The organism is Kluyvera sichuanensis (assembly GCF_040930405.1).
Taxonomy (GTDB): Bacteria; Pseudomonadota; Gammaproteobacteria; order Enterobacterales; family Enterobacteriaceae; genus Kluyvera; species Kluyvera sichuanensis.
Genome location: NZ_CP162271.1, coordinates 3,516,036 through 3,536,283, shown reverse-complemented (window position 1 = coordinate 3,536,283; position 20,248 = coordinate 3,516,036). Strand labels below are relative to the sequence as shown.

At 57.1% G+C, this 20,248-nt stretch carries 18 protein-coding genes; 10 read left to right on the top strand and 8 right to left on the bottom strand.

What is annotated here, in order from left to right; all coding sequences use genetic code 11:
* Window positions 1–38: 38 nt before the first annotated feature.
* Complete coding sequence (cysE, locus tag AB2B48_RS17020) at window positions 39–860, top strand: serine O-acetyltransferase (protein WP_368299678.1); 822 nt, start codon at window positions 39–41, stop codon at window positions 858–860.
* Window positions 861–926: 66 nt separating this feature from the next.
* Here the strand turns inward: cysE and trmL are convergent, their stop codons facing one another.
* The 5 genes from trmL to AB2B48_RS16995 form a co-directional block, all read right to left on the bottom strand.
* Entirely contained in the window at window positions 927–1,400 is a 474-nt protein-coding gene (trmL, locus tag AB2B48_RS17015; RefSeq protein ID WP_185667466.1) for a tRNA (uridine(34)/cytosine(34)/5-carboxymethylaminomethyluridine(34)-2'-O)-methyltransferase TrmL, read from the bottom strand.
* 130 nt (window positions 1,401–1,530) lie between these two features.
* Complete coding sequence (lldD, locus tag AB2B48_RS17010; protein ID WP_333498059.1) at window positions 1,531–2,715, bottom strand: FMN-dependent L-lactate dehydrogenase LldD; 1,185 nt, start codon at window positions 2,713–2,715, stop codon at window positions 1,531–1,533.
* Window positions 2,712–3,488, bottom strand: a complete 777-nt coding sequence (lldR, locus tag AB2B48_RS17005; protein ID WP_185667464.1) for a transcriptional regulator LldR — start codon at window positions 3,486–3,488, stop codon at window positions 2,712–2,714. The genes lldD and lldR overlap by 4 nt, the downstream gene beginning before the upstream one ends.
* Window positions 3,485–5,140, bottom strand: a complete 1,656-nt coding sequence (lldP, locus tag AB2B48_RS17000) for an L-lactate permease (protein ID WP_333011013.1) — start codon at window positions 5,138–5,140, stop codon at window positions 3,485–3,487. Before lldP ends, lldR begins: the two co-directional genes overlap by 4 nt.
* Before the next feature lie 278 nt (window positions 5,141–5,418).
* Window positions 5,419–5,781, bottom strand: a complete 363-nt coding sequence (locus AB2B48_RS16995) for a YibL family ribosome-associated protein (RefSeq protein ID WP_185667462.1) — start codon at window positions 5,779–5,781, stop codon at window positions 5,419–5,421.
* A gap of 274 nt (window positions 5,782–6,055) precedes the next feature.
* Here AB2B48_RS16995 and AB2B48_RS16990 point away from each other — a divergent pair, with 274 nt between their 5' ends.
* From AB2B48_RS16990 to yiaY, 7 genes are all read left to right on the top strand, one after another.
* On the top strand, window positions 6,056–6,268 hold the full coding sequence (locus tag AB2B48_RS16990; protein ID WP_368299677.1) for a hypothetical protein: 213 nt from the start codon (window positions 6,056–6,058) through the stop codon (window positions 6,266–6,268).
* Window positions 6,269–6,466: 198 nt separating this feature from the next.
* Window positions 6,467–6,832 carry a DUF3302 domain-containing protein gene (locus AB2B48_RS16985; protein WP_220440693.1) on the top strand — a complete coding sequence of 122 codons (366 nt, stop codon included), beginning with the start codon at window positions 6,467–6,469 and terminating at the stop codon, window positions 6,830–6,832.
* Window positions 6,833–6,834: 2 nt separating this feature from the next.
* On the top strand, window positions 6,835–7,971 hold the full coding sequence (locus tag AB2B48_RS16980; RefSeq protein WP_368299676.1) for an HlyD family secretion protein: 1,137 nt from the start codon (window positions 6,835–6,837) through the stop codon (window positions 7,969–7,971).
* A 74-nt stretch (window positions 7,972–8,045) separates the two neighbouring features.
* Entirely contained in the window at window positions 8,046–8,654 is a 609-nt protein-coding gene (locus tag AB2B48_RS16975) for a glutathione S-transferase (protein WP_368301973.1), read from the top strand.
* A 99-nt stretch (window positions 8,655–8,753) separates the two neighbouring features.
* Window positions 8,754–10,145, top strand: a complete 1,392-nt coding sequence (selA, locus tag AB2B48_RS16970) for an L-seryl-tRNA(Sec) selenium transferase (RefSeq protein ID WP_368299675.1) — start codon at window positions 8,754–8,756, stop codon at window positions 10,143–10,145.
* On the top strand, window positions 10,142–11,992 hold the full coding sequence (gene selB / locus AB2B48_RS16965) for a selenocysteine-specific translation elongation factor (RefSeq protein WP_368299674.1): 1,851 nt from the start codon (window positions 10,142–10,144) through the stop codon (window positions 11,990–11,992). The genes selA and selB overlap by 4 nt, the downstream gene beginning before the upstream one ends.
* Before the next feature lie 184 nt (window positions 11,993–12,176).
* Window positions 12,177–13,328 carry an L-threonine dehydrogenase gene (gene yiaY, locus AB2B48_RS16960; RefSeq protein WP_185667455.1) on the top strand — a complete coding sequence of 384 codons (1,152 nt, stop codon included), beginning with the start codon at window positions 12,177–12,179 and terminating at the stop codon, window positions 13,326–13,328.
* 140 nt (window positions 13,329–13,468) lie between these two features.
* On the opposite strand, the gene AB2B48_RS16955 is transcribed toward yiaY, so the two are convergent.
* Window positions 13,469–15,439, bottom strand: coding sequence for a glycoside hydrolase family 127 protein (locus AB2B48_RS16955; RefSeq protein ID WP_368299673.1), 1,971 nt, complete (start codon window positions 15,437–15,439; stop codon window positions 13,469–13,471).
* Between the two features lie 10 nt (window positions 15,440–15,449).
* Window positions 15,450–16,850 (bottom strand): MFS transporter, encoded by a 1,401-nt coding sequence (locus AB2B48_RS16950; protein WP_368299672.1) that lies wholly within the window; start codon window positions 16,848–16,850, stop codon window positions 15,450–15,452.
* A 240-nt stretch (window positions 16,851–17,090) separates the two neighbouring features.
* On the opposite strand from AB2B48_RS16950, the gene AB2B48_RS16945 reads away from it, so the two are divergent.
* Complete coding sequence (locus tag AB2B48_RS16945) at window positions 17,091–17,909, top strand: AraC family transcriptional regulator (RefSeq protein ID WP_368299671.1); 819 nt, start codon at window positions 17,091–17,093, stop codon at window positions 17,907–17,909.
* A 121-nt stretch (window positions 17,910–18,030) separates the two neighbouring features.
* Window positions 18,031–18,492, top strand: coding sequence for a 4Fe-4S dicluster domain-containing protein (locus AB2B48_RS16940; RefSeq protein WP_333010997.1), 462 nt, complete (start codon window positions 18,031–18,033; stop codon window positions 18,490–18,492).
* On the opposite strand, the gene AB2B48_RS16935 is transcribed toward AB2B48_RS16940, so the two are convergent.
* A complete protein-coding gene (locus tag AB2B48_RS16935) occupies window positions 18,484–20,199 on the bottom strand; it encodes a ShlB/FhaC/HecB family hemolysin secretion/activation protein (RefSeq protein WP_368299670.1) in 1,716 nt (571 codons plus the stop codon). The genes AB2B48_RS16940 and AB2B48_RS16935 overlap by 9 nt on opposite strands.
* Between the last annotated feature and the right edge of the window lie 49 nt (window positions 20,200–20,248).

Here is a 20,248-nt window from a genome sequence, read left to right as displayed (position 1 = left end):
CAGACTTGCCGATCGTTCCAATATGTCTGGAGTAAGCAATGTCGTGTGAAGAACTGGAAATTGTCTGGAACAATATTAAAGCGGAAGCCAGGGCTCTGGCGGACTGTGAGCCTATGCTCGCCAGTTTCTATCACGCGACGTTACTCAAGCACGAAAACCTCGGCAGCGCCTTAAGCTACATGCTCGCCAACAAGCTGGCTTCGCCAATTATGCCCGCCATCGCTATTCGCGAAGTGGTGGAAGAGGCCTACGCCGCAGACCCGGAAATGATCGCTGCTGCCGCCTGTGATATTCAGGCCGTGCGCACCCGTGACCCGGCGGTCGACAAATATTCTACGCCGCTGCTGTATCTGAAAGGCTTCCACGCCTTACAGGCTTACCGTATCGGCCATTGGCTGTGGGCGCAGGGGCGACGCGCGCTGGCCATTTTCCTGCAAAACCAGGTATCGGTGTCGTTCCAGGTGGATATCCACCCGGCGGCGAAGATTGGCTGCGGCATCATGCTCGACCACGCGACCGGTATTGTGGTGGGTGAAACCGCGGTTATCGAAAACGACGTCTCTATCCTGCAGTCCGTGACTCTCGGCGGTACCGGTAAAACCAGCGGCGACCGTCACCCGAAAATCCGCGAAGGCGTGATGATTGGTGCCGGGGCGAAGATCCTCGGCAATATTGAAGTGGGTCGCGGGGCGAAGATTGGCGCGGGCTCGGTAGTTCTCCAGCCGGTGCCACCACACACCACCGCTGCGGGCGTACCGGCGCGTATCGTCGGCAAGCCGGAGTCGGATAAACCGGCGATGGATATGGATCAGCACTTCAACGGCATCAACCACGGGTTTGAGTACGGCGACGGGATTTAACGTTGCTGTTTTCCCGGCGTCGCTTCATTCAGCCGGGCTACCTTCAAATGTAGCCCGGGCAAGGCACTAGCTGCGCAAAACCGCGCCAGGATATCCCAGCTGGCGCCACGCTTCATACACCACCACCGACACCGCGTTTGACAGGTTCATGCTGCGGCTGTCCGGCATCATTGGAATACGGATTTTTTGCTCCGGCGGCAGCGCGTCCAGAATGGTTGCAGGCAGCCCGCGCGTTTCCGGGCCAAACATCAGATAGTCACCGTCCTGATAGTTCACCGCGCTGTGTGCGGGCGTACCTTTGGTGGTCAGGGCAAACAGACGCTGCGGGTTTTCGCGCTCAACAAAGGCGGCGTAATTGGCATAGCGTGTAACGGCAGTGAACTCATGGTAGTCCAACCCGGCGCGGCGTAGGCGTTTGTCGTCCCAGGCAAAGCCCATCGGTTCGATGATATGCAGACGAAAGCCGGTGTTGGCGCACAGACGGATGATGTTCCCGGTATTCGGCGGGATTTCAGGTTCGAATAAAACGATGTTAAGCATACTGCCCCCTTGGATTGCGGGGGGCAGGATAGCAGAATTTGGGGAAACCCTCACTCGAACAGCGTACGCCGTTTCGTCCCCTCGCCCCTACGGGGAGAGGGCTAGGGTGAGGGGGAAAAACCGCACGGACCTACGCCGCGCTCCCTTGCTTAATCATCTGAAACGCCTGCGCCACTTCTCCACTCTGCACCAGCGAATCACGGCTAATCTCTTTAATCGATTTCGCTCCGGTCAGCGTCATCGCCACCTTCATCTCTTTCTCAACCAGATTCAGCAGATTAGCCACGCCCGCCTGGCCGTGTGTCGCCAGCGCATACAGATACGCGCGGCCTAACAGCACGCTGTCCGCGCCCAGCGCAATCATGCGCACCACGTCCAGGCCGTTACGGATACCGCTGTCGGCCAGGATCGTAATATCGCCTTTCACCGCGTCGGCAATGGCTGGCAGCGCGCGGGCGGAAGAGAGCACGCCGTCGAGCTGGCGGCCACCGTGGTTGGAGACGACGATCCCGTCGGCGCCGAAGCGCACCGCGTCGCGGGCATCTTCCGGATCGAGGATCCCTTTGATCACCATCGGGCCATCCCAGAATTCCCGGATCCACTCCAGGTCTTTCCACGAGATGGATGGATCGAAGTTATTCGCCAGCCAGCCGATGTAATCCTCCAGCCCGGTTGGCTTGCCGAGGTAGGTGGAGATATTGCCTAAGTCGTGCGGGCGACCGTTCAGGCCCACGTCCCACGCCCACTGTGGATGGGTGGCGGCCTGCCAGTAACGACGCATGGCGGCATTCGGGCCGCTCATGCCGGAGTGAGCATCGCGGTAGCGCGCGCCTGGGGTTGGCATATCAACGGTAAAGACCAGCGTTGAGCAGCCTGCCGCTTTGGCGCGCTCCAGCGCGTTGCGCATAAAGCCGCGATCGCGCAGCACGTAAAGCTGGAACCACATCGGGCGCTTGATGGTTGGTGCCACTTCTTCAATTGGGCAAACCGACACGGTAGACAGAGTAAATGGAATACCTTTGGCATCAGCGGCGGCAGCGGCCTGCACCTCACCGCGACGGGCGTACATACCACATAAGCCAACCGGTGCCAGGGCGACTGGCATCGAAAGCTGCTCTTTGAACAGCGTGGTTTCGAGACTTAGGTCGGACATATTTCTCAGGATACGCTGGCGCAGCGCCACATCTGACAGGTCTTCCACGTTGCGACGCAGGGTGTGCTCTGCATATGCGCCACCGTCAATATAGTGGAACAAGAACGGTGGCAGGATGCGCTGGGCGGCGGCGCGATAGTCGCTCGCGGCGGAAATAATCATGCTTTTTTCTCCCTGGAAAGTTCAGTGTGGTCGTCGGGCAGGCGGGTGATCCGCGCCTGGCGGGCCAGGTCTTCATCAAAACGTTTAATGGTGGTGTGGACAAAACCGAGGTGCGCCATCATCGCCTGACGGGCGCCTTCGGCATCGCCAGCGGTGATGGCGTTCAGTACGGCCAGATGCTGCTCGGTCAGCTTCGCAAAGACCGGTGGCACCAGATACATGCGCTCACGGCTCTGAATGACCGAGGACTGCAGGAGGTCGAAAAAGCCGCGCATGGTTTGCAGCAGCACCACGTTATGGGATGCCTCAGCGATGGCCAGATGGAAACGCACGTCGGCCTGCGAGGCGAGATCCGGGTCGTCGCTCTGGGTGGCTTCAAAGCAGAGGCGGATTTTTTCTTTGTCGGCATCGGTCGCGCGCATCGCGGCGTACCATGCGGTGCTGGCTTCGATGGCGTGGCGGGCTTCAAGGATATCGAAACTGTAGTCCGGGTCATCGGCCAGCAGGGTTTTCAGCGGTTGCACAATATTCTGTTCAGACCAGCCCTCATGTTGCCAGCGCACGAAGGTGCCGCCGCCGCGACGGCTAAGCAGTAGTCCTTCGCTCACCAGCTTCGCCAGCGCTTCGCGCAGAGAGTTGCGCGAGACGCCAAGCTGAGCTGCCAGCTTTCTTTCGGCGGGCAATCGCATGCCCGCCTCCAGTTGCTGTTCTTCAATCAGTGCCCGCACGCGGCAGGCGACATCGTCTGACAGACGTTTGGGCAGTATTATCACGGAATCATCCAGGTTAAGACGTAAGCCTGCAGCGTCGTTATCACGCCCACCATACAGGTGAAGATCAGGCTGTGTTTCACGGTAAAGCGGAACAGGTCAGACTCTTTACCCACCAGGCCAACCGCCGCACAGGCAATGGCGATGGACTGCGGTGAAATCATCTTCCCGGTCACGCCGCCGGTAGTGTTGGCGGCAACCAGCAGCACGTCCGACACGCCAATCTGCTGCGCGGCGGTCGCCTGAAGCGCGGCGAACAGGGCATTAGAAGAGGTGTCTGAACCGGTCAGGAACACGCCGAGCCAACCCAGGAACGGTGAGAAGAAGGTGAATGCATGGCCGGTATGCGCCAGCGCCAGTGCCAGCGTCGACGACAGGCCGGAGTAGTTCGAGATAAAGGCGAACGCCAGCACCATGCCGATGGAGTAAATCGGTAACGCCAGCTCTTTCAGCGTGGAGCCAAAGGTGCTGATGGCGTCTTTTGGCTTCATACGCAGCCAGACGATAGAAAGCAGGGCAGCAAACAGAATCGCGGTGCCGGTCGCTGACAGCCAGTCAAATTTATAGACCGCCGCATAGGCCGTGGCCTGACTTACCACCGGCGGCATACGCGCAACCAGCTTGTCGAGGTACGGTACCGAAATGTTAATCACCAGGTCATACAGCGCGCCGCCCGGTGCGAACAGTGCTTTAAATGGTGGAATACTCCACAGGGTGACGGTCGCGGTCAGGAACAGGAACGGCGACCAGGCGCGAACCACTTGTCCTGCGGTGTAGTGGGTGCGCGACAGGTTCATATCGACCTGCGAAGCGCCCATATCGCCAAAGCGGAAAATACGTACCGGCTGCCAGCGCTTGAGGAACAGCGTTAAACAGACCAGAGAAACCAATGAAGAGATGATATCTGGCAGTTCCGGCCCGAGGAAGTTGGAACTGAGGTACTGGGCGATAGCAAACGAACCACCCGCAACCATCACGGCAGGCCAGGTCTCTTTGACGCCGCGCCAGCCGTCCATAATCGCCATGATCCAGAACAACACGATAATGGTCAGGAACGGCAGCTGACGGCCAACCATCTGGCCAATGTGGAAGCTATCGAGCCCGGTCACCTGACCAGCAACCAGAATCGGGATCCCCATCGCACCGAACGCCACCGGCGCGGTGTTGACGATAAGGCACAGGCCTGCGGCATACAGCGGGTTAAAGCCAAGACCAACCAGCAGCGCGGCGGTAATCGCCACCGGCGCGCCAAAGCCCGCCGCCCCTTCGAGGAATGCACCGAAGGAGAAGCCAACAATCAGCATTTGCAGGCGCTGGTCCGGGGTAATCGAGAGGATCGACGAACGAATAATGTCGAACTGTCCGGTCTTCACCGAGATTTTGTAGACGAAGACAGCGGCGATAATAATCCAGGCAATCGGCCACAGGCCGTAGAAGAAGCCGTAAACCACCGACGCCAGCGCGCGGTCAACCGGCATCTTGTAGAACAACAGCGCCACGGCCAGGGCGATAAATACCGTCCAGCTTGCCGCGACGTAGCCTTTCAGTTTGAGCTTAATCAGCGCGAAGAAGAAGAACAGGATCGGAAGTGATGCGATCAGACTAGACAGCCAGATATTCCCAGCCGGGTCGTAGTTTTGTTGCCAGAGGCTCATGCAGGTCTCCAGGGGGCCACACGCGCCGGTTGCGGTGAGTCTATGCTCAGCTCTGCTTCACGGTTTGTGTAAAAGTGGCCCTGCCAATATGGTGATGTAGGGGTAATGCCAATGAATGGTTAACTAAATGTTATGTTCTAGCAACGTGTTTGTGATTAGAAATAATGGAATTGTGAACCAATAGCGATTTGGTTGTGAAATTGGTTGGGCCAATTTAGGGAGGGGTTTTGGGGGAGGAAAGACAACCTTCTCCCGGCGGGAGAAGGTTCAGGGGGGACTTAGAACTCGCTTTTCGCGAACCCGGTCATCTCCTGCAGGCCCATTTCGCGGCCAAGCGCGCTCATTGGGTGCACAACCACCAGACCGCGGACGCTTTTTTTCAGCTTGCCCATGTCGGCCTGTTCTTTTTTGGTAATCGCACGGCTGAACGGCAGTTTGGTCAGCTGCTGTGCTTCTTTACTCAGCTTCTGAGTACGGACTTCACGCAGACGCGCGATTTCCGTTTCAAGCTTGGTTTTTTCAACTTCAAGCTCAGCGTACTTTTCGGCGCCTTCCACCAGGGACAGCGCTGCCTGCTGGTGGCGGATCGCATCAAGCAGGTCGCTCAGGCGTTTAATTTCGTTTTTTTCGATTTCTTTCATGTTGCCGGTATCTGATAACAAATAGACGTAATAGCCTCTAGTATGCGCGTTGTCGCTCATTTCTGGTAGTTAATTATACAAAATGGAGAAGTTTCTTTGCGTGATAATAAGCATATTATTTAAATAACAATATGAATTATAAAGTGATTTCTGAAATGAGTTAACACGATCGCTTTTTTGAAAATAAGTGACAAAAATCCGCACATTTTCCTTAACCGGGTTGGCGTTGATTATCCATTCTTAAGATAAGGTTAATCGATGAGGAGGACGTGCGATGAGCAATAAAATGGGTGAAAACATTCCGCAGATTATCGATAAAGCGGTCGATTTTATGGCCTCCAGCCAGGCGTTTGTCGAGTACCTGCACAAAAAGCCGCATAACGATCGCGTGCCGGACGATATTCCGGAAGATAAAGCCGGGATGTTCCTTGAGCGTCTGGCCTACTATCGCAACCTGTACCGTCCGGTAGATTCGCAGCAAAAATAGCGTCGGTTTGGGCTGTTTCTCAAACGGGTAATGCACTGGGTATTACCCGGGATATGCTTGCCTCTCTCCAGAAATAAAAATTACCCCGCCGGGTGATGGCGAAAATAGCGTTTGAGCATTATTTTCAACATATCGGTCAGTCGTGTCTTCGGCCGCCAAACATCTCAAAAACCCGAATAGCGTGAATCTGAGGCAGGTATGTTTCTAAACTATTTTGCGTTGGGTGTGCTCATCTTCGTCTTTCTGGTGCTGTTTTACGGAATCATCATGATTCATGATATTCCCTATAACATCGCGAAAAAACGCAACCATCCCCATGCCGATGCGATTCATACCGCCGGGTGGGTTAGTCTGTTTACTCTGCATGTGATATGGCCGTTTTTATGGATCTGGGCGACGCTCTACCAGCCCGACCGGGGGTGGGGCATGCAGTCGCATATTCCAGCGCCAGAGCCCCAACCACCCGCTGACGATACGCTTGCCCGGCTTACCCAAAGGGTGACGGAGCTTGAGCAAAAGCTGGCGGAAATTCGCCCCTCGGCTGACACGACTGCGGAGCAATAAACATGGATCTGCTGATTGTTTTGACCTACGTCGCGCTCGCGTGGTCGGTATTTAAAATATTCCGTATTCCGGTGAATCAATGGACGCTGGCAACCGCGGCATTAGGCGGTGTCTTTTTAGTTAGCGGACTTATTTTATTAATGAACTATAACCACCCTTATACCTTTACGGCCCAGAAGGCGGTGATTTCCATTCCAATTACGCCGCAGGTCACCGGCGTGGTCAGTGAAGTGACGGATAAAAATAACCAGCTGATTAAAAAAGGCGAGGTGTTATTTAAACTCGACCCGACCCGCTATCAGGCACGGGTCGACCGCCTCCAGGCTGACCTCGTCACCGCCACGCACAATGTTGATACCCTGAAGGGCCAGCTTTCCGAAGCGCAGGCCAATACCACGCGGGTTTCCGCAGAGCGTGACCGCTTGTACAAAGACTACCAGCGCTATCTCAAGGGCAGCCAGGCACGGGTGAACCCTTTCTCCGAAAGCGATATCGATAACGCCCGGCAGAACTATCTGGCCCAGGATGCGATGGTCAAAGGCTCGATTGCCGAGCAGTCGCAGATTAAGAGCCAACTGGACAGCATGGTCAACGGCGAGCAGTCGCAGATTGTCAGCCTGCGCGCACAGTTGGCGGAAGCCAAATATAACCTTGACCAGACGGTGGTTCGCGCTCCGAGCGACGGCTACGCCACGCAGGTGCTGATTCGCCCAGGTACCTACGCCGCCGCACTGCCGCTGCGCCCGGTGATGGTGTTTATCCCGGAACAAAAACGGCAGATAGTGGCGCAGTTCCGCCAGAACTCGCTGCTGCGACTGGAAGCGGGCGATGATGCCGAAGTGGTGTTTAACGCGCTGCCCGGCCAGGTGTTCCACGGTAAGCTTGCCAGCATACTGCCGGTGGTGCCCGGCGGCTCTTATCAGGCGCAGGGGGCGCTGCAATCGCTGACGGTGGTGCCGGGGACGGACGGCGTCATGGCGCTGATTGATTTAGACCCTAACGAAGAGGTGGATTCGCTGCCGGACGGTATCTACGCGCAGGTTGCCGTATATTCCGACCATTTCGCCCACGTCTCGGTGATGCGTAAAGTCCTGCTGCGCATGACCAGCTGGATGCATTATCTCTATCTGGATCACTAGACAGGTAAAAAGCAGAGGGCGAATGCAGCTGCCTGAGCCATACTGAACTCTTTGTTGGCACAAAGGAGATGATGATGAAACTGGTCGGCAGCTACACCAGCCCATTTGTACGCAAAATATCGGTCCTCTTACTGGAAAAGGGGATCGCCTTTGAGTTTGTTAACGAGCAGCCCTATAACGCTGAAAACGGCGTGGCGCAGTACAACCCGCTGGGTAAAGTGCCCGCGCTGGTGACGGATGACGGCGAGTGCTGGTTCGACTCACCGATTATCGCCGAGTACATCGAGCTGTTGGGCGTTGCGCCGGAGATGGTGCCGCGTGACCCGAAGGCAGCGCTGAAAGTACGTCAGATGGAATCGCTGGCTGACGGCATTATGGATGCTGGCCTGGCCTCCGTACGTGAACAGGCTCGCCCAGCCGCGCAGCAGTCGGAAGCCGAAGTGCTGCGCCAGCGTGAAAAAATTCGCCGCAGCCTGGATGCGCTGGAAGGCTATCTGGCTGACGGTACGCTGAAAACCGACACCCTCAACCTGGCCACCATCGCGATTGCCTGTGCGATTGGCTACCTGAACTTCCGCCGCATTGCGCCGGGCTGGTGCGTGGAAAGGCCGAATCTGGTGAAGCTCGCCGAAACGCTCTTCCTGCGTGAAAGCTTTGCGCGCACCGAACCGCCAAAGGCTTGATTGAACGCTATAACGCGGAGCCGCTGTACATTGTACAATCCCTCCCTTATGACTCCCTCTCCCGTCGGGAGGGGTAACATTTAACCGTCAGGCCTATTCATGACTACCGATACCCGTTCGCTCTACAGCCAGCTTCCGGCGACCGATCGCCTGCTTCGCGATCCCGCTTTTGCCCGTTTACTCGATACCCATGGTCACTCGCAGGTGGTGGAACAGCTTCGCCAGATGCAGGACGAGGCGCGCCTTTGCATTCGCGAGCAGCAGACGCTTCCCGCCTGGTGCGAAAATTGGGCGCAGGAGACGCTGCGCCGTTTGAACCGCGATGCGCAAAGCGCATTACGCCCGGTCATCAACCTGACGGGTACCGTGCTGCACACCAACCTCGGGCGCGCGCAGCAGGCGCAGGCGGCGATTGATGCCGTCACCCAGGCAATGCGTGACCCGGTGACGCTGGAGTACGATCTCGACGGTGCAGGACGCGGCCACCGTGACCGCGCGCTGGCCGACCTGCTGTGCCGTTTAACCGGTGCGGAAGATGCCTGCATCGTGAACAACAACGCGGCGGCGGTGCTGCTGATGCTGGCGGCAACGGCGAGCGGGAAAGAAGTGGTGGTTTCACGCGGTGAGCTGGTGGAGATTGGCGGAGCGTTTCGCATTCCCGACGTGATGCGTCAGGCGGGCTGTGTGCTGCATGAAGTCGGCACCACCAACCGCACTCACGCGAAAGATTACCGTCAGGCCTTCAACGACAACACCGGGCTGCTGATGAAGGTGCATACCAGCAACTACAGCATTGAAGGCTTTACCAAATCGGTAGAAGAAGCAGAGCTGGCGGAGATTGGTCGCGAGCTTGGTGTACCGGTAGTCGCCGATCTCGGCAGCGGTTCGCTTATCGATCTCAGCCGCTACGGTCTGCCGAAAGAACCTATGCCGCAGGAGATGATTGCCGCAGGCGTCAGCCTGGTCAGCTTCTCCGGCGACAAACTGCTCGGTGGCCCGCAGGCCGGGATTATCGTTGGTAAAAAGGCGCTGATAGCCCAGCTACAGCAGCACCCGCTTAAACGTGCGCTGCGCGCCGATAAAATGACGCTCGCCGCGCTGGAAGCCACGCTGCGCCTCTATTTGCACCCGGAAAAACTGGCGGCAGAGCTGCCGACGCTGCGTCTGCTAAGCCGCCCGGCGGAAGAGATTCACCAGCAGGCGTTACGCCTGCGCGAGCCGCTGCAGCAGCGCTATGGCGATGAGTTTGCGGTGCAGGTCATGCCGTGCGCGTCGCAGATTGGTAGCGGTTCGCTGCCGTCTGAAAGCCTGCCGAGCGCCGCGATTGCGCTGACGCCGCTGGATGGCAGAGGTAGCCGGCTGGAGGCGCTTTCCAGCGCCTGGCGCAGCCTGCCCGTTCCGGTCATTGGCCGTATTTATGATGGGCGTCTGTGGCTTGATTTACGCTGCCTTGAAGATGAACCCCGATTCCTGGAGATGTTGCTGAAATGATTATTGCCACCGCCGGTCACGTAGACCACGGCAAAACCACCTTGCTGCAGGCGCTCACCGGCATTAACGCCGACCGCCTGCCGGAAGAGAAATCCCGCGGTATGACGATTGACCTCGGTTACGCCTACTGGCCGCAGCCGGATGGGCGTGTGCTGGGCTTTATCGACGTCCCCGGGCATGAAAAATTCCTCTCCAATATGCTGGCAGGCGTTGGCGGCATTGACCATGCCCTGCTGGTGGTGGCATGCGATGACGGCGTGATGGCACAAACGCGTGAGCATCTGGCGATTCTTCAGTTGACCGGTAACCCGACGCTGACCGTCGCCTTAACCAAGGTCGACCGCGTTGATGCCGCGCGTATTGAAGAGGTTCGCCGTGAAGTTGCCGATGTTCTGCGTGAATACGGCTTTGAGCAGGCGACGCTGTTTGAAACCGCCGCGACGGAAAACCGCGGTATTGATGAGCTGCGCGACCATTTGCGCCAGCTGACTGCCCGCGAACACCCAGAAAACCAGCGTTTTCGTCTGGCGATTGATCGCGCGTTTACCGTTAAGGGCGCGGGGCTGGTGGTGACCGGTACGGCGCTGTCGGGCGATGTGCGCGTGGGCGACACGCTGTGGCTCACCGGCATGGGCACGCCGATGCGCGTGCGCGGCCTGCATGCGCAGAATCAGCCTGTCGAACAGGCCCACGGTGGCCAACGTATTGCGCTGAATATCGCCGGTGCTGCGCAAAAAGAAGATCTTAACCGCGGTGACTGGCTGCTGAGCGAAGCGCCGCCCGCGCCGTCTGAACGGGTGATTGTCGAACTGCAAAGCCACGCGCCGCTGACCCAGTGGCAGTCGCTGCATATCCACCATGCGGCGAGCCATATCACCGGGCGTGTGTCGTTGCTGGAAGATAATCTGGCCGAACTGGTGCTCGACGCACCGCTGTGGCTGGCGGATAACGACCGTCTGGTACTGCGCGATATCTCGGCAAAAGTGACGCTGGCCGGGGCACGCGTGGTGACGCTCAACTCGCCGCGTCGCGGCAAGCGTAAACCTGAATATCTGGCGTGGATTGCCGCATTGGCGCTGGCCAAAGAAGATGCGCAGGCGCTGGCGGTGCATCTCACCCGTGATGCCGTTAATCTGCGTGATTTTGCCTGGGCGCGCCAGTTGAGTACCCAAGGCCTTGAGAAGCTGATTGCTCAGCCGGGCTTTATTCTCGCGGGCGACAGCCTGCTGGATGCGCCGCTGGCGGCCCGCTGGCAGCGCAAACTGCTGGACGCGCTGGCGATTTATCATGAGCAGCACAAAGATGAGCCGGGCCCGGGGCGCGAGCGTTTACGCCGCATTGCGCTGCCGATGGAAGATGAAGCGCTGGTGCTGACGCTTATCGAGCAAATGCGTGAAAGCGGCGTGATTGCCAGCCATCATGGCTGGCTGCATCTGCCGGACCATAAGGCAGGCTTTACCGATGAACAGCAGGCGGTATGGCAGAAAGCCGCGCCATTGTTTGGCGACGAGCCGTGGTGGGTACGTGACCTGGCGACGCAAACGGCTACCGATGAGAACACCATGCGCAGCGTGTTACGCCTGGCGGCGCAGCAGGGGATGATCACCGCGATTGTCAAAGACCGCTATTATCGCAACGACCGGATTGTGACCTTTGCGAGCATGATCCGCGAGCTCGACCAGGAAAAAGGCTCGACCTGCGCGGCGGATTTCCGCGATAAGCTCAACGTCGGCCGTAAGCTGGCGATTCAGATACTGGAATATTTTAACCGTATTGGTTTTACCCGCCGCCGTGGTAACGACCACTTATTACGCGATGCGCTATTGTTCCCGGATAATAAAAATTAACAAATCAATGCGAAAAGATATCAAATAAAATACATAGATATATAAAACTCTAAAAGGCACACCATAAACAATAACATGGCGTGCTTTTTATTTTATTCATGGATAAAAATGCCAACTTGATCGGGTTTTCTCGATAAATATTGCTATAGCCTCGGGAGCCTGCTTATTAAATAAAGGAACTATCATGGCTGCATCGACTTTTTTCATTCCATCAGTGAATGTCATCGGTAATGGCGCGTTGAATGACGCAATGAATACAATGAAAGCGTATGGCTATCGCCGTGCGCTGATTGTCACCGATGCGGTGCTGAATAAGCTAGGTGTCGCGGGCGATATCCAGAAACGTCTGCAGGAATTCGACATTCTGAGCGTGGTGTTTGATGGTACTCATCCGAACCCGACGACGGTTAACGTTGAAGAAGGTCTGGAAATGCTGCGCGCTAATGATTGTGATTGCGTCATCTCACTGGGCGGTGGTTCCCCGCACGACTGCGCGAAAGGGATCGCGCTGGTGGCAGCCAACGGCGGCGATATCCGTGATTACGAAGGCGTTGACCGCTCTGCAAAACCGCAGCTGCCGATGATCGCGATTAACACTACCGCGGGTACGGCGTCTGAAATGACCCGTTTCTGCATCATCACCGACGTGACGCGTCATATCAAAATGGCGATTGTCGACAAACACGTCACTCCCGTGCTGTCCGTTAACGACTCCTCCCTGATGGAAGGCATGCCGAAAGGGCTGACTGCCGCCACCGGTATGGATGCGCTGACTCATGCTATCGAAGCCTACGTTTCTATCGCCGCAACGCCGATTACCGATGCGTGTGCGCTGAAAGCGATCACCATGATTGTTGAAAACCTGCCGACTGCCGTTGAACAGGGCAGCAATAGCGAAGCGCGTGAAGCGATGGCCTATGCGCAGTTCCTGGCGGGCATGGCGTTCAACAATGCTTCCCTGGGCTACGTTCACGCCATGGCGCACCAGCTGGGCGGTTTCTACGACCTGCCGCACGGCGTTTGCAACGCGGTACTGCTGCCGCACGTTCAGGTGTTCAACAGCAAAGTGGCTGCGGCACGTCTGCGCGATTGCGCGAAAGCGATGAATATCGACGTGAGCGCGATGAACGACGAGCAGGGCGCGGCGGCATGCGTTGATGCGATCCGTAAACTGGCGCGTCAGGTGAATATTCCTGCTGGCCTGCGTGACCTGAACGTGAAAGAAGAGGATATCCCGGTGCTGGCAACCAACGCGCTGAAAGACGCGTGCGGTTTCACTAACCCTATCCAGGCCACCCACGAAGAGATCATGGCGATTTTCCGCGCGGCGATGTAATTCGGACTCGGCGTTAAAAAAAAGCAGAACGCGAGCGTTCTGCTTTTTTTGTGCCTGATGCCATTGTAGTCCGGCCAAGCGCAGCGCCGCCGGGGAGAACCCGGAGTCGGCGTATTCACGCCTCGTCCGGGCTACAATGGTTACATCTCCGCTGACTTTTCTTCGTTAACCCAAATACGCATTTCCCCCTCGCCACGGTTAGCCCAGCTAAACCACGGAATAAAGGTCAGCGTCTGCGTCTGACGTTCGGCTGGCGCCGTGTCGTAATGCCACAACGACTGCTTTTCTGGATGACGCGTGGTGTATTTCACGCCTTGCGCCTGCAGCAAAACCTTGTGGGCGAAAATGCCTTTGCCTTCCCGCTCGGTAAACACTGCGTTATCCGGCAACCACAGGTTATGCAGTTCTTCACCGTTATCGGCCTGCTCCAGGCAGTAGACCAGCGGCCCACGCTGCACGGCGACTTTCCCAGCGACGTGGCGCACCAGCGGGTTACCGTAGACGCGGCGCACCGGCATCGGCATTGTCAGGGTGAGCGTATCGCCCTCAACCCAGGTGCGGCTGATATGCAGATAGCCTTTTTTCACCGTCCCCGCGACGTCACGGCCGTTCAGCGCCACCTGCGGCGCGCTGCACCAGTCAGGCAGACGCAGCGCCAGCGTGTGGGTCAGCGGATCCGGTGAATCAATGGCTACCTTGACCTGCTCCTGCCACGGATAGTTGCCGCTAATGCGCAGGCGTAGCGTTCGATCGCCCACCGGCACTTCTACGCTGTTGCCAATGTAGAGGTTCACGTACAGCGCATCTTCGCGCGGCGTGTAGATATAGTGGCCGATGGAGGTCAGCACGCGGGCGATATTCGGTGGGCAGCAGGCACAGCCGAACCAGCGCTGGCGCACGGGCTTCACGTGGTCGTAGATGTGGTTAAACTGCAGCGTTTTCGGGTGCACTTCCAGCGGGTTAACGTAGAAGAAGTGTTTCCCATCCAGTGCCATACCGCCAAGCACCGTGTTGTACAGGGCGCGTTCCATAACGTCGGCATACTGGCTGTCGCCTTCCATTTCCAGCATGCGGCGGGCGAACATCATCAGGCCAATTGAGGCGCAGCTTTCGGCATAGACCGTGTCGTTCGGCAGGTCGTAGTCGCTACTAAAGGCTTCCCCGCTGCTTTGTGAACCGATGCCGCCGGTAATGTACAGCTGACGCTGCGCCATGTTGTTCCACAGGCGCAGACAGTCCTGGCGTTTACTTTCGTCATGGCTTAGCCGGGCAAGGTGCGCCACGCCGGTCATCAGGTAGACAAAGCGCACCGCATGGCCGATAGCGGTTTGCTGCTCGGCAAGCGGCTGGTGCGCCTGGCTGTAGGCTTTATCTTTCACCATCCAGGCCGGGCCGTAGGTATGCCAGTAGGAGGTGTGACCGCGTTTTTCGTACTCGTCGTCATAGAAGTGCGGCTGCTTGCCGCGTTCTTCGACGAAATAATTTACCAGCGCCATGTAGCGTGGCTCCTGAGTCACTTCGTACAGGCGCATCAGCGCCAGTTCGATCTCTGGGTGGCCCGGATAGCCGTGGATCTGCTGCTCACCGGTGCCAAAGACCTGGTAGATATGGTCAGCCAGACGGCACACCACTTCGAGCAGACGGCGCTTGCCGGTGGCCTGGAAGAAGGCCACGCCCGCTTCAATCATATGCCCGGCACAGTAAAGCTCGTGGCATTCGGCCAGGTTGCTCCAGCGTTCATCAGGCGCTTTCGCCGTAAAGTAGGTGTTGAGATAGCCGTCCTCGCACTGGGCTGCGGCCACCAGTTCGATGACTTCATCGGCGGTGCGTTCAAGCTCGGCATCTGGTTTCTGGCACAGCGACCAGGCGACGGCTTCCAGCCATTTCGCTACGTCGCTGTCCTGGAAGACCATGCCGTAAAATTCCCCCTCCTGCTGCCCGGCGGCGATGCGGAAATTCTCTATCGCGTGGCTCGGCTCAGCGTCGTCTATCCGGTCATTCAGCGCATCCCATTGATACGGGATCACCACATCGCGCACCAACTGCTGGTACTGGGCGAAAAACGGGTCATTCACTTTCAAGGTATGCAAATCGACTTCCATAGCGGACATGACAAACTCCTCAGGATGAAACGTGACGCGCGCGCAGGTCGGTAGCAATGCGCGACATCATTGGGTTATTGAGCTTGCAGGCGCGGATGGAGAACGCCAGCAGCAGGTGGAACAGCGCCGGTAAGAGCGTTTCGGTGGCGGTGATCCCGGCCAGTGACGATGCGGTTTGATTCCCCGCGCCCGGTTGATAGGCGACGTAGATAAACACCAGGCTGATGATGCCGGCGCTGGATGCCCAGGCGAGCTTGATGCAAAACAGATTGAAGGCGAAGTTCATGCCGGATGAACGCACGCCGGTTTTCCACTCGCCGTAATCATCGGAGAAGGCCATCAGGGAGAAGTGCAGCGGCAGCGTAAAGCCCAGAATGATGCCGTTGCCGAGGATAACGGCCAGCCATAGCGTCTGGTAGGCGGCCCCGGTCGGTAAGAACCACATCAGCACGGCGAGCGCCGCCAGCACCAGGTTGGTGTGGTAGTACAGTTTGACGGTATCAAAGCGGCGCGACAGGAAGTTGATGATCACCGAACCGAAAATCGACGCGAAGGTCACCATGGTGAAGAACAGCGAGGTGTAGCCGGTAGAGCCGCCGAGGACGTAGGTGATGAAGTACATATAGCCGCCGCCGCGAATATTAAACACGTTGATCAGCAGGAAGGACATCAGCAGCATCAGCAGCAATTGGTCGTTTTTACGCAGCCCGGCGATGTGTTGGCGCAGGGTGAATTTGCCCATCATGTCCAGAGAAACGCGCTCGCGAACCCAGAAGAAGCAGCACAGGAACATCACGGCGGCAATCGCGCAGAGGATGCCCACGCCATACTGATAGCCCTGAGCGCTGTTGCCCTGACCCAGCACATTCACCAGCCACGGCAGGCCGACGGAGACCAAAAAACCCGCCACGCCGCACAGTACAAAGCGCCAGGCCTGGCAGGAGATCACCTCGCTATGGCGCGTCGTCATGGTGTTAATCAGTGCGCAATAAGGGACGTTAATGGCGGTGTAGCTGACGGAGAGCAGCAGATAGGTGCCGAAGGCCCAGGCAATTTTCACGCCCATGCTGGCATCGGGCACGGTAAAGGTCAGCACGCCGACGATGGCAATGGGAACCGCAATCCACAGCTGCCACGGGCGAAAGCGCCCCCAGCGGCTGCGGGTACGGTCCGCGACCACGCCCATAATCGGGTCGGAAATTGCATCAAAAACGCGAAGTACCATAAAGAGCGTACCAACGACCGCGGGCGTCAGGCCAAAAACGTCGGTGTAGAAAAAGGTGAGAAAGTTGCCGATGAGACAGGTAATGACGGTGCCGCCTGCATCGCCAAGGCCGTAGCCGATTTTCTCCCGAACGGTTAACTTCTCGTCCAGGGTACCCGGCACAACCTCGCTGGTGGAAATGGGTGTAGCGGTCATGGGATGCTCCTCGCAATGTGGAGATGTCTGCTTTTAGTAGGGATATTGTTGTTGTGTCATGACCTGTTTAATTTTGCCTGGAAAACGAAGACCAACAAGGTCACAAAGAAGTATAAAAAGTGGGTAATTCCGACCTGATTGGAAAAGTGTGAAGATGATCGAGCGTAAACGACTTTAATTGTTAATAATCAATGATAAAGAGTGTTTTTGTTCCACGAAAAAGCGGGATTATTAATATTTATGCTCAATCTATCCATAGCGCTTCCGATTAAGGTACAAAACGGCGGGCTGTTTATCTCCCGGGGCGTGGGTCGGCATCCGGCCCGCAGGCTGCGTTCGTGGGAGGTGCTGTTTGTTGAAAAAGGGACATTAGCGATTCAGGAAGAGGATCGTACTTTTCACGTTGCTGCGGGCGATAGCCTGTTGCTCTGGCCCGGTCGCCGACACGTTGGTATCGAGGATTTTCCCGCCGACCTGAAATTCTACTGGCTGCATTTCGAGATTAGCGCCTCGGCATCGCCGCACCCGCTGTTAATGCAGTTAGCTATCCCTCAGCAGACCACGCTACACGACCCTCAGTACCTGACATCGCTGTTTCGCCAGTTTCTCAACGAGCAGGAAAAAATTCAGCGTAACGCCTCGCTGGAACTAATTCTGCTGTTGATTCTGCAGCATATTTCGCTTTCGGCGCAGCAGGCGGAGCCAAAGGATGAAGGCGGTGCGGCACTGGCATGGAAAGCCCAGCAGGTGATCCACACGCGCTACCATCTCCCGCTGTCGACCTCCATGCTGGCGCGGGAGTTGCACTGCAACGCAGACTATCTGGGGCGCGTTTATCGCCGCGTTTTCCACCTCACTATCACCGAAGCCATCCATCGCCAGCGGGTAAAGGCGGCGGAGAAGCTGCTGAGTAACCATGCGCGCTCACTAAAAGAAGTGGCCGAGCAGTGCGGTTTTGCCGATGTGGGGTATTTCCGACAAATTTTCCGTAAGCACACCGGGCTGACGCCCGCCGCGTGGAAGCGGCGGTACTGTAAGGAACATATCAATTCGGCCTGAGGCAAACGACTGAATTGACTCTGGCATTTATCAAAAAATGCCCATTCCCCACCTCGGATCAAAGCATATCGCCTCGCCGCTCTGGCACTCTTAGGGTTTATCTCTCGCAACGGAGTGGGGAATGAACCCGTTTATTGTCGCTGATTCTTTAAAGTGCATTGGCTGTCGAACCTGTGAAGTGGCCTGCGTAGTGGCGCATCAGGATGAACAGGCGTGTGCTAGCGTCTCGCGCGAGGCGTTTCTTCCTCGCATTCGGGTGGTGAAGGGCGGGATGTTTTCCACGGCGGTGGCCTGCCATCAGTGTGAAGATGCGCCGTGCAGTAACGTGTGCCCCACCGGCGCGATCCAGCGGGAAAACGGCGTGGTTGCTGTTCAGCAGGCACTGTGCATCGGTTGTAAGAGCTGTATGCTGGCGTGTCCTTTTGGGGCGATGAACGTCAGCGTGCAGGGGCGACGACCGCAGGCGATAAAGTGCGATTTATGCCGTCACCGCGAAGAAGGCCCCGCCTGCGTGGCGGCCTGTCCGACGGGAGCGCTGGCCTGTGTTGACGTCAGCCAGCGCCCGGTATCGGGATTAATGTAGGTTGTTGAAGTTCCAGCTGAACGTCAGGCTGTAGCGCCAGTCACGATTGTGGCTGTCGGTTGGCACATCGCCCACCGGGCGCGCGGCCTCGACCGTCACGCTGTAGTGCTTGTTGTCGCCAAACATCACCCCGGTGGCAACAGACGCAAGCCGCTGATGCGGTAGCCCCGGCGCGTTAAACCAGGTCTGGGCGGTGTCGGTCAGCACGTACGGCTGCACGGTGGCAACCCAGCTGTTCTCTTTTATCGAATGTACGTAGCGAAGCTCAACCTGCCCACCATAACCGTAGTCACCGCTGGCTTCTCCGTCCTGGTAGCCGCGGCCAAAGCGCTGGGCACCGAAGCTGACGCGTTCAGGTTCGGGCAAGTCGTTATCTGACCAGTCACCCTCCATTGACGTGGAGAGGCGCCATTTGTCGGTGATCATCCAGGCCGCATCAATATTGCTTTTCCATAGCGTGAAGGAGAGATCGTTGCCGAAAGTCGGCGCGGCATCCGCCATTGACGAAATATCCACGCCCTGACGCAGCGTCAGCTTGCCGTTAATGCTGGCGCGGTCGAATGCCTGCAGGCCGTTGATGCCGAACTCAAATGCCGGGTAGCGAACGTGGCTTTTGAGATCGAGGCTATCGACCGTTTGTGTGTTCTCAACCTGGCGGATGTGGTTGTCGTTCCGGCGGTCGGTGTAGTCGATGCCTCCATTAACGTTGAGCTGCTGCTTGCCGGTTAAGATAATCGGATAGCTGAACATCGCGCCGCCGTTATATTGCGTGGTTTCCTGCCGGGAATCTAAGTAGCCCCCCGAGTAGTACTGTAACGGCGTATAGTCCCGTGGGTTGTCGCGGTAGAAGCTGCCTTTGAGCTGCATCATCAGCCCGTCGTCGGTCAGGAACTGTTGATAGTTCAACCCTAAATAGGATTTCCGCGTTGAGCTGTCGAGTGGAATCAATGTCGCCAGCCCGAGCTGATCGCCATAGCTGGTTAAGTTGCTAAGCGACCCGGTGACGAAGGCCATGTTCTGGCTGCGACGGGTATCAATGGTCGATGAAATATCCCAGATATGCGGCTGAATACTTTTAGCCTGCATGGCCGCGGCGCCATAGATGTTTTGCGGCAGCTGCGCGCTGGCATCGACGGTGACGCCGGGGGTACGGGTCATTAATTGGGTGTAGCGGTCGAAGGTTGCCTGCGTCAGTGGCTTCTCGGCCATGATTTTGGCGGCAAGCCGCTTTAAGCGCTCTGCCAGATTGGGGTTATTACTTTGAATGTCGCTGTGCGCAACATAGCCTTCCACCAGAACGATTTTGATCGTGCCGTCATGAAAGTTGTCATCCGGAAGCCACGCGTAGGAGAGCGGATAGCCGTCAGCGCGGTAGCGCAGCGTAATATCATTAATAAGCCCGACCAGCGTTTTTAACGGAACCTGTTTGCGTGCATAGGGAACAAAAGGCTGCAAGAGCTCTTTTAACGGATATACCGTGCCGCCAATAAATTGAATATGATCGACTTTAATAAGCGTTTCCGGCGTTAATTTATTTTTAGGAACGCTTACGGTTAAACTCGGGGCTGCTGCAGGAGGGGCTTGCGGCGTGCTGTTATGTTCCGCTTTTGCCGGGTTATTGGGGTCAATCAATGCGGGTAATGTGTCTGCTCTGGCTATATTAAGCAGAACAACCCCCGATAGCGCATAAGCCAGGGTCGTTTTCATGACGCGTTCCTTGTGTATTTTATTGTGCAAGGATGATTATTGTTATTCT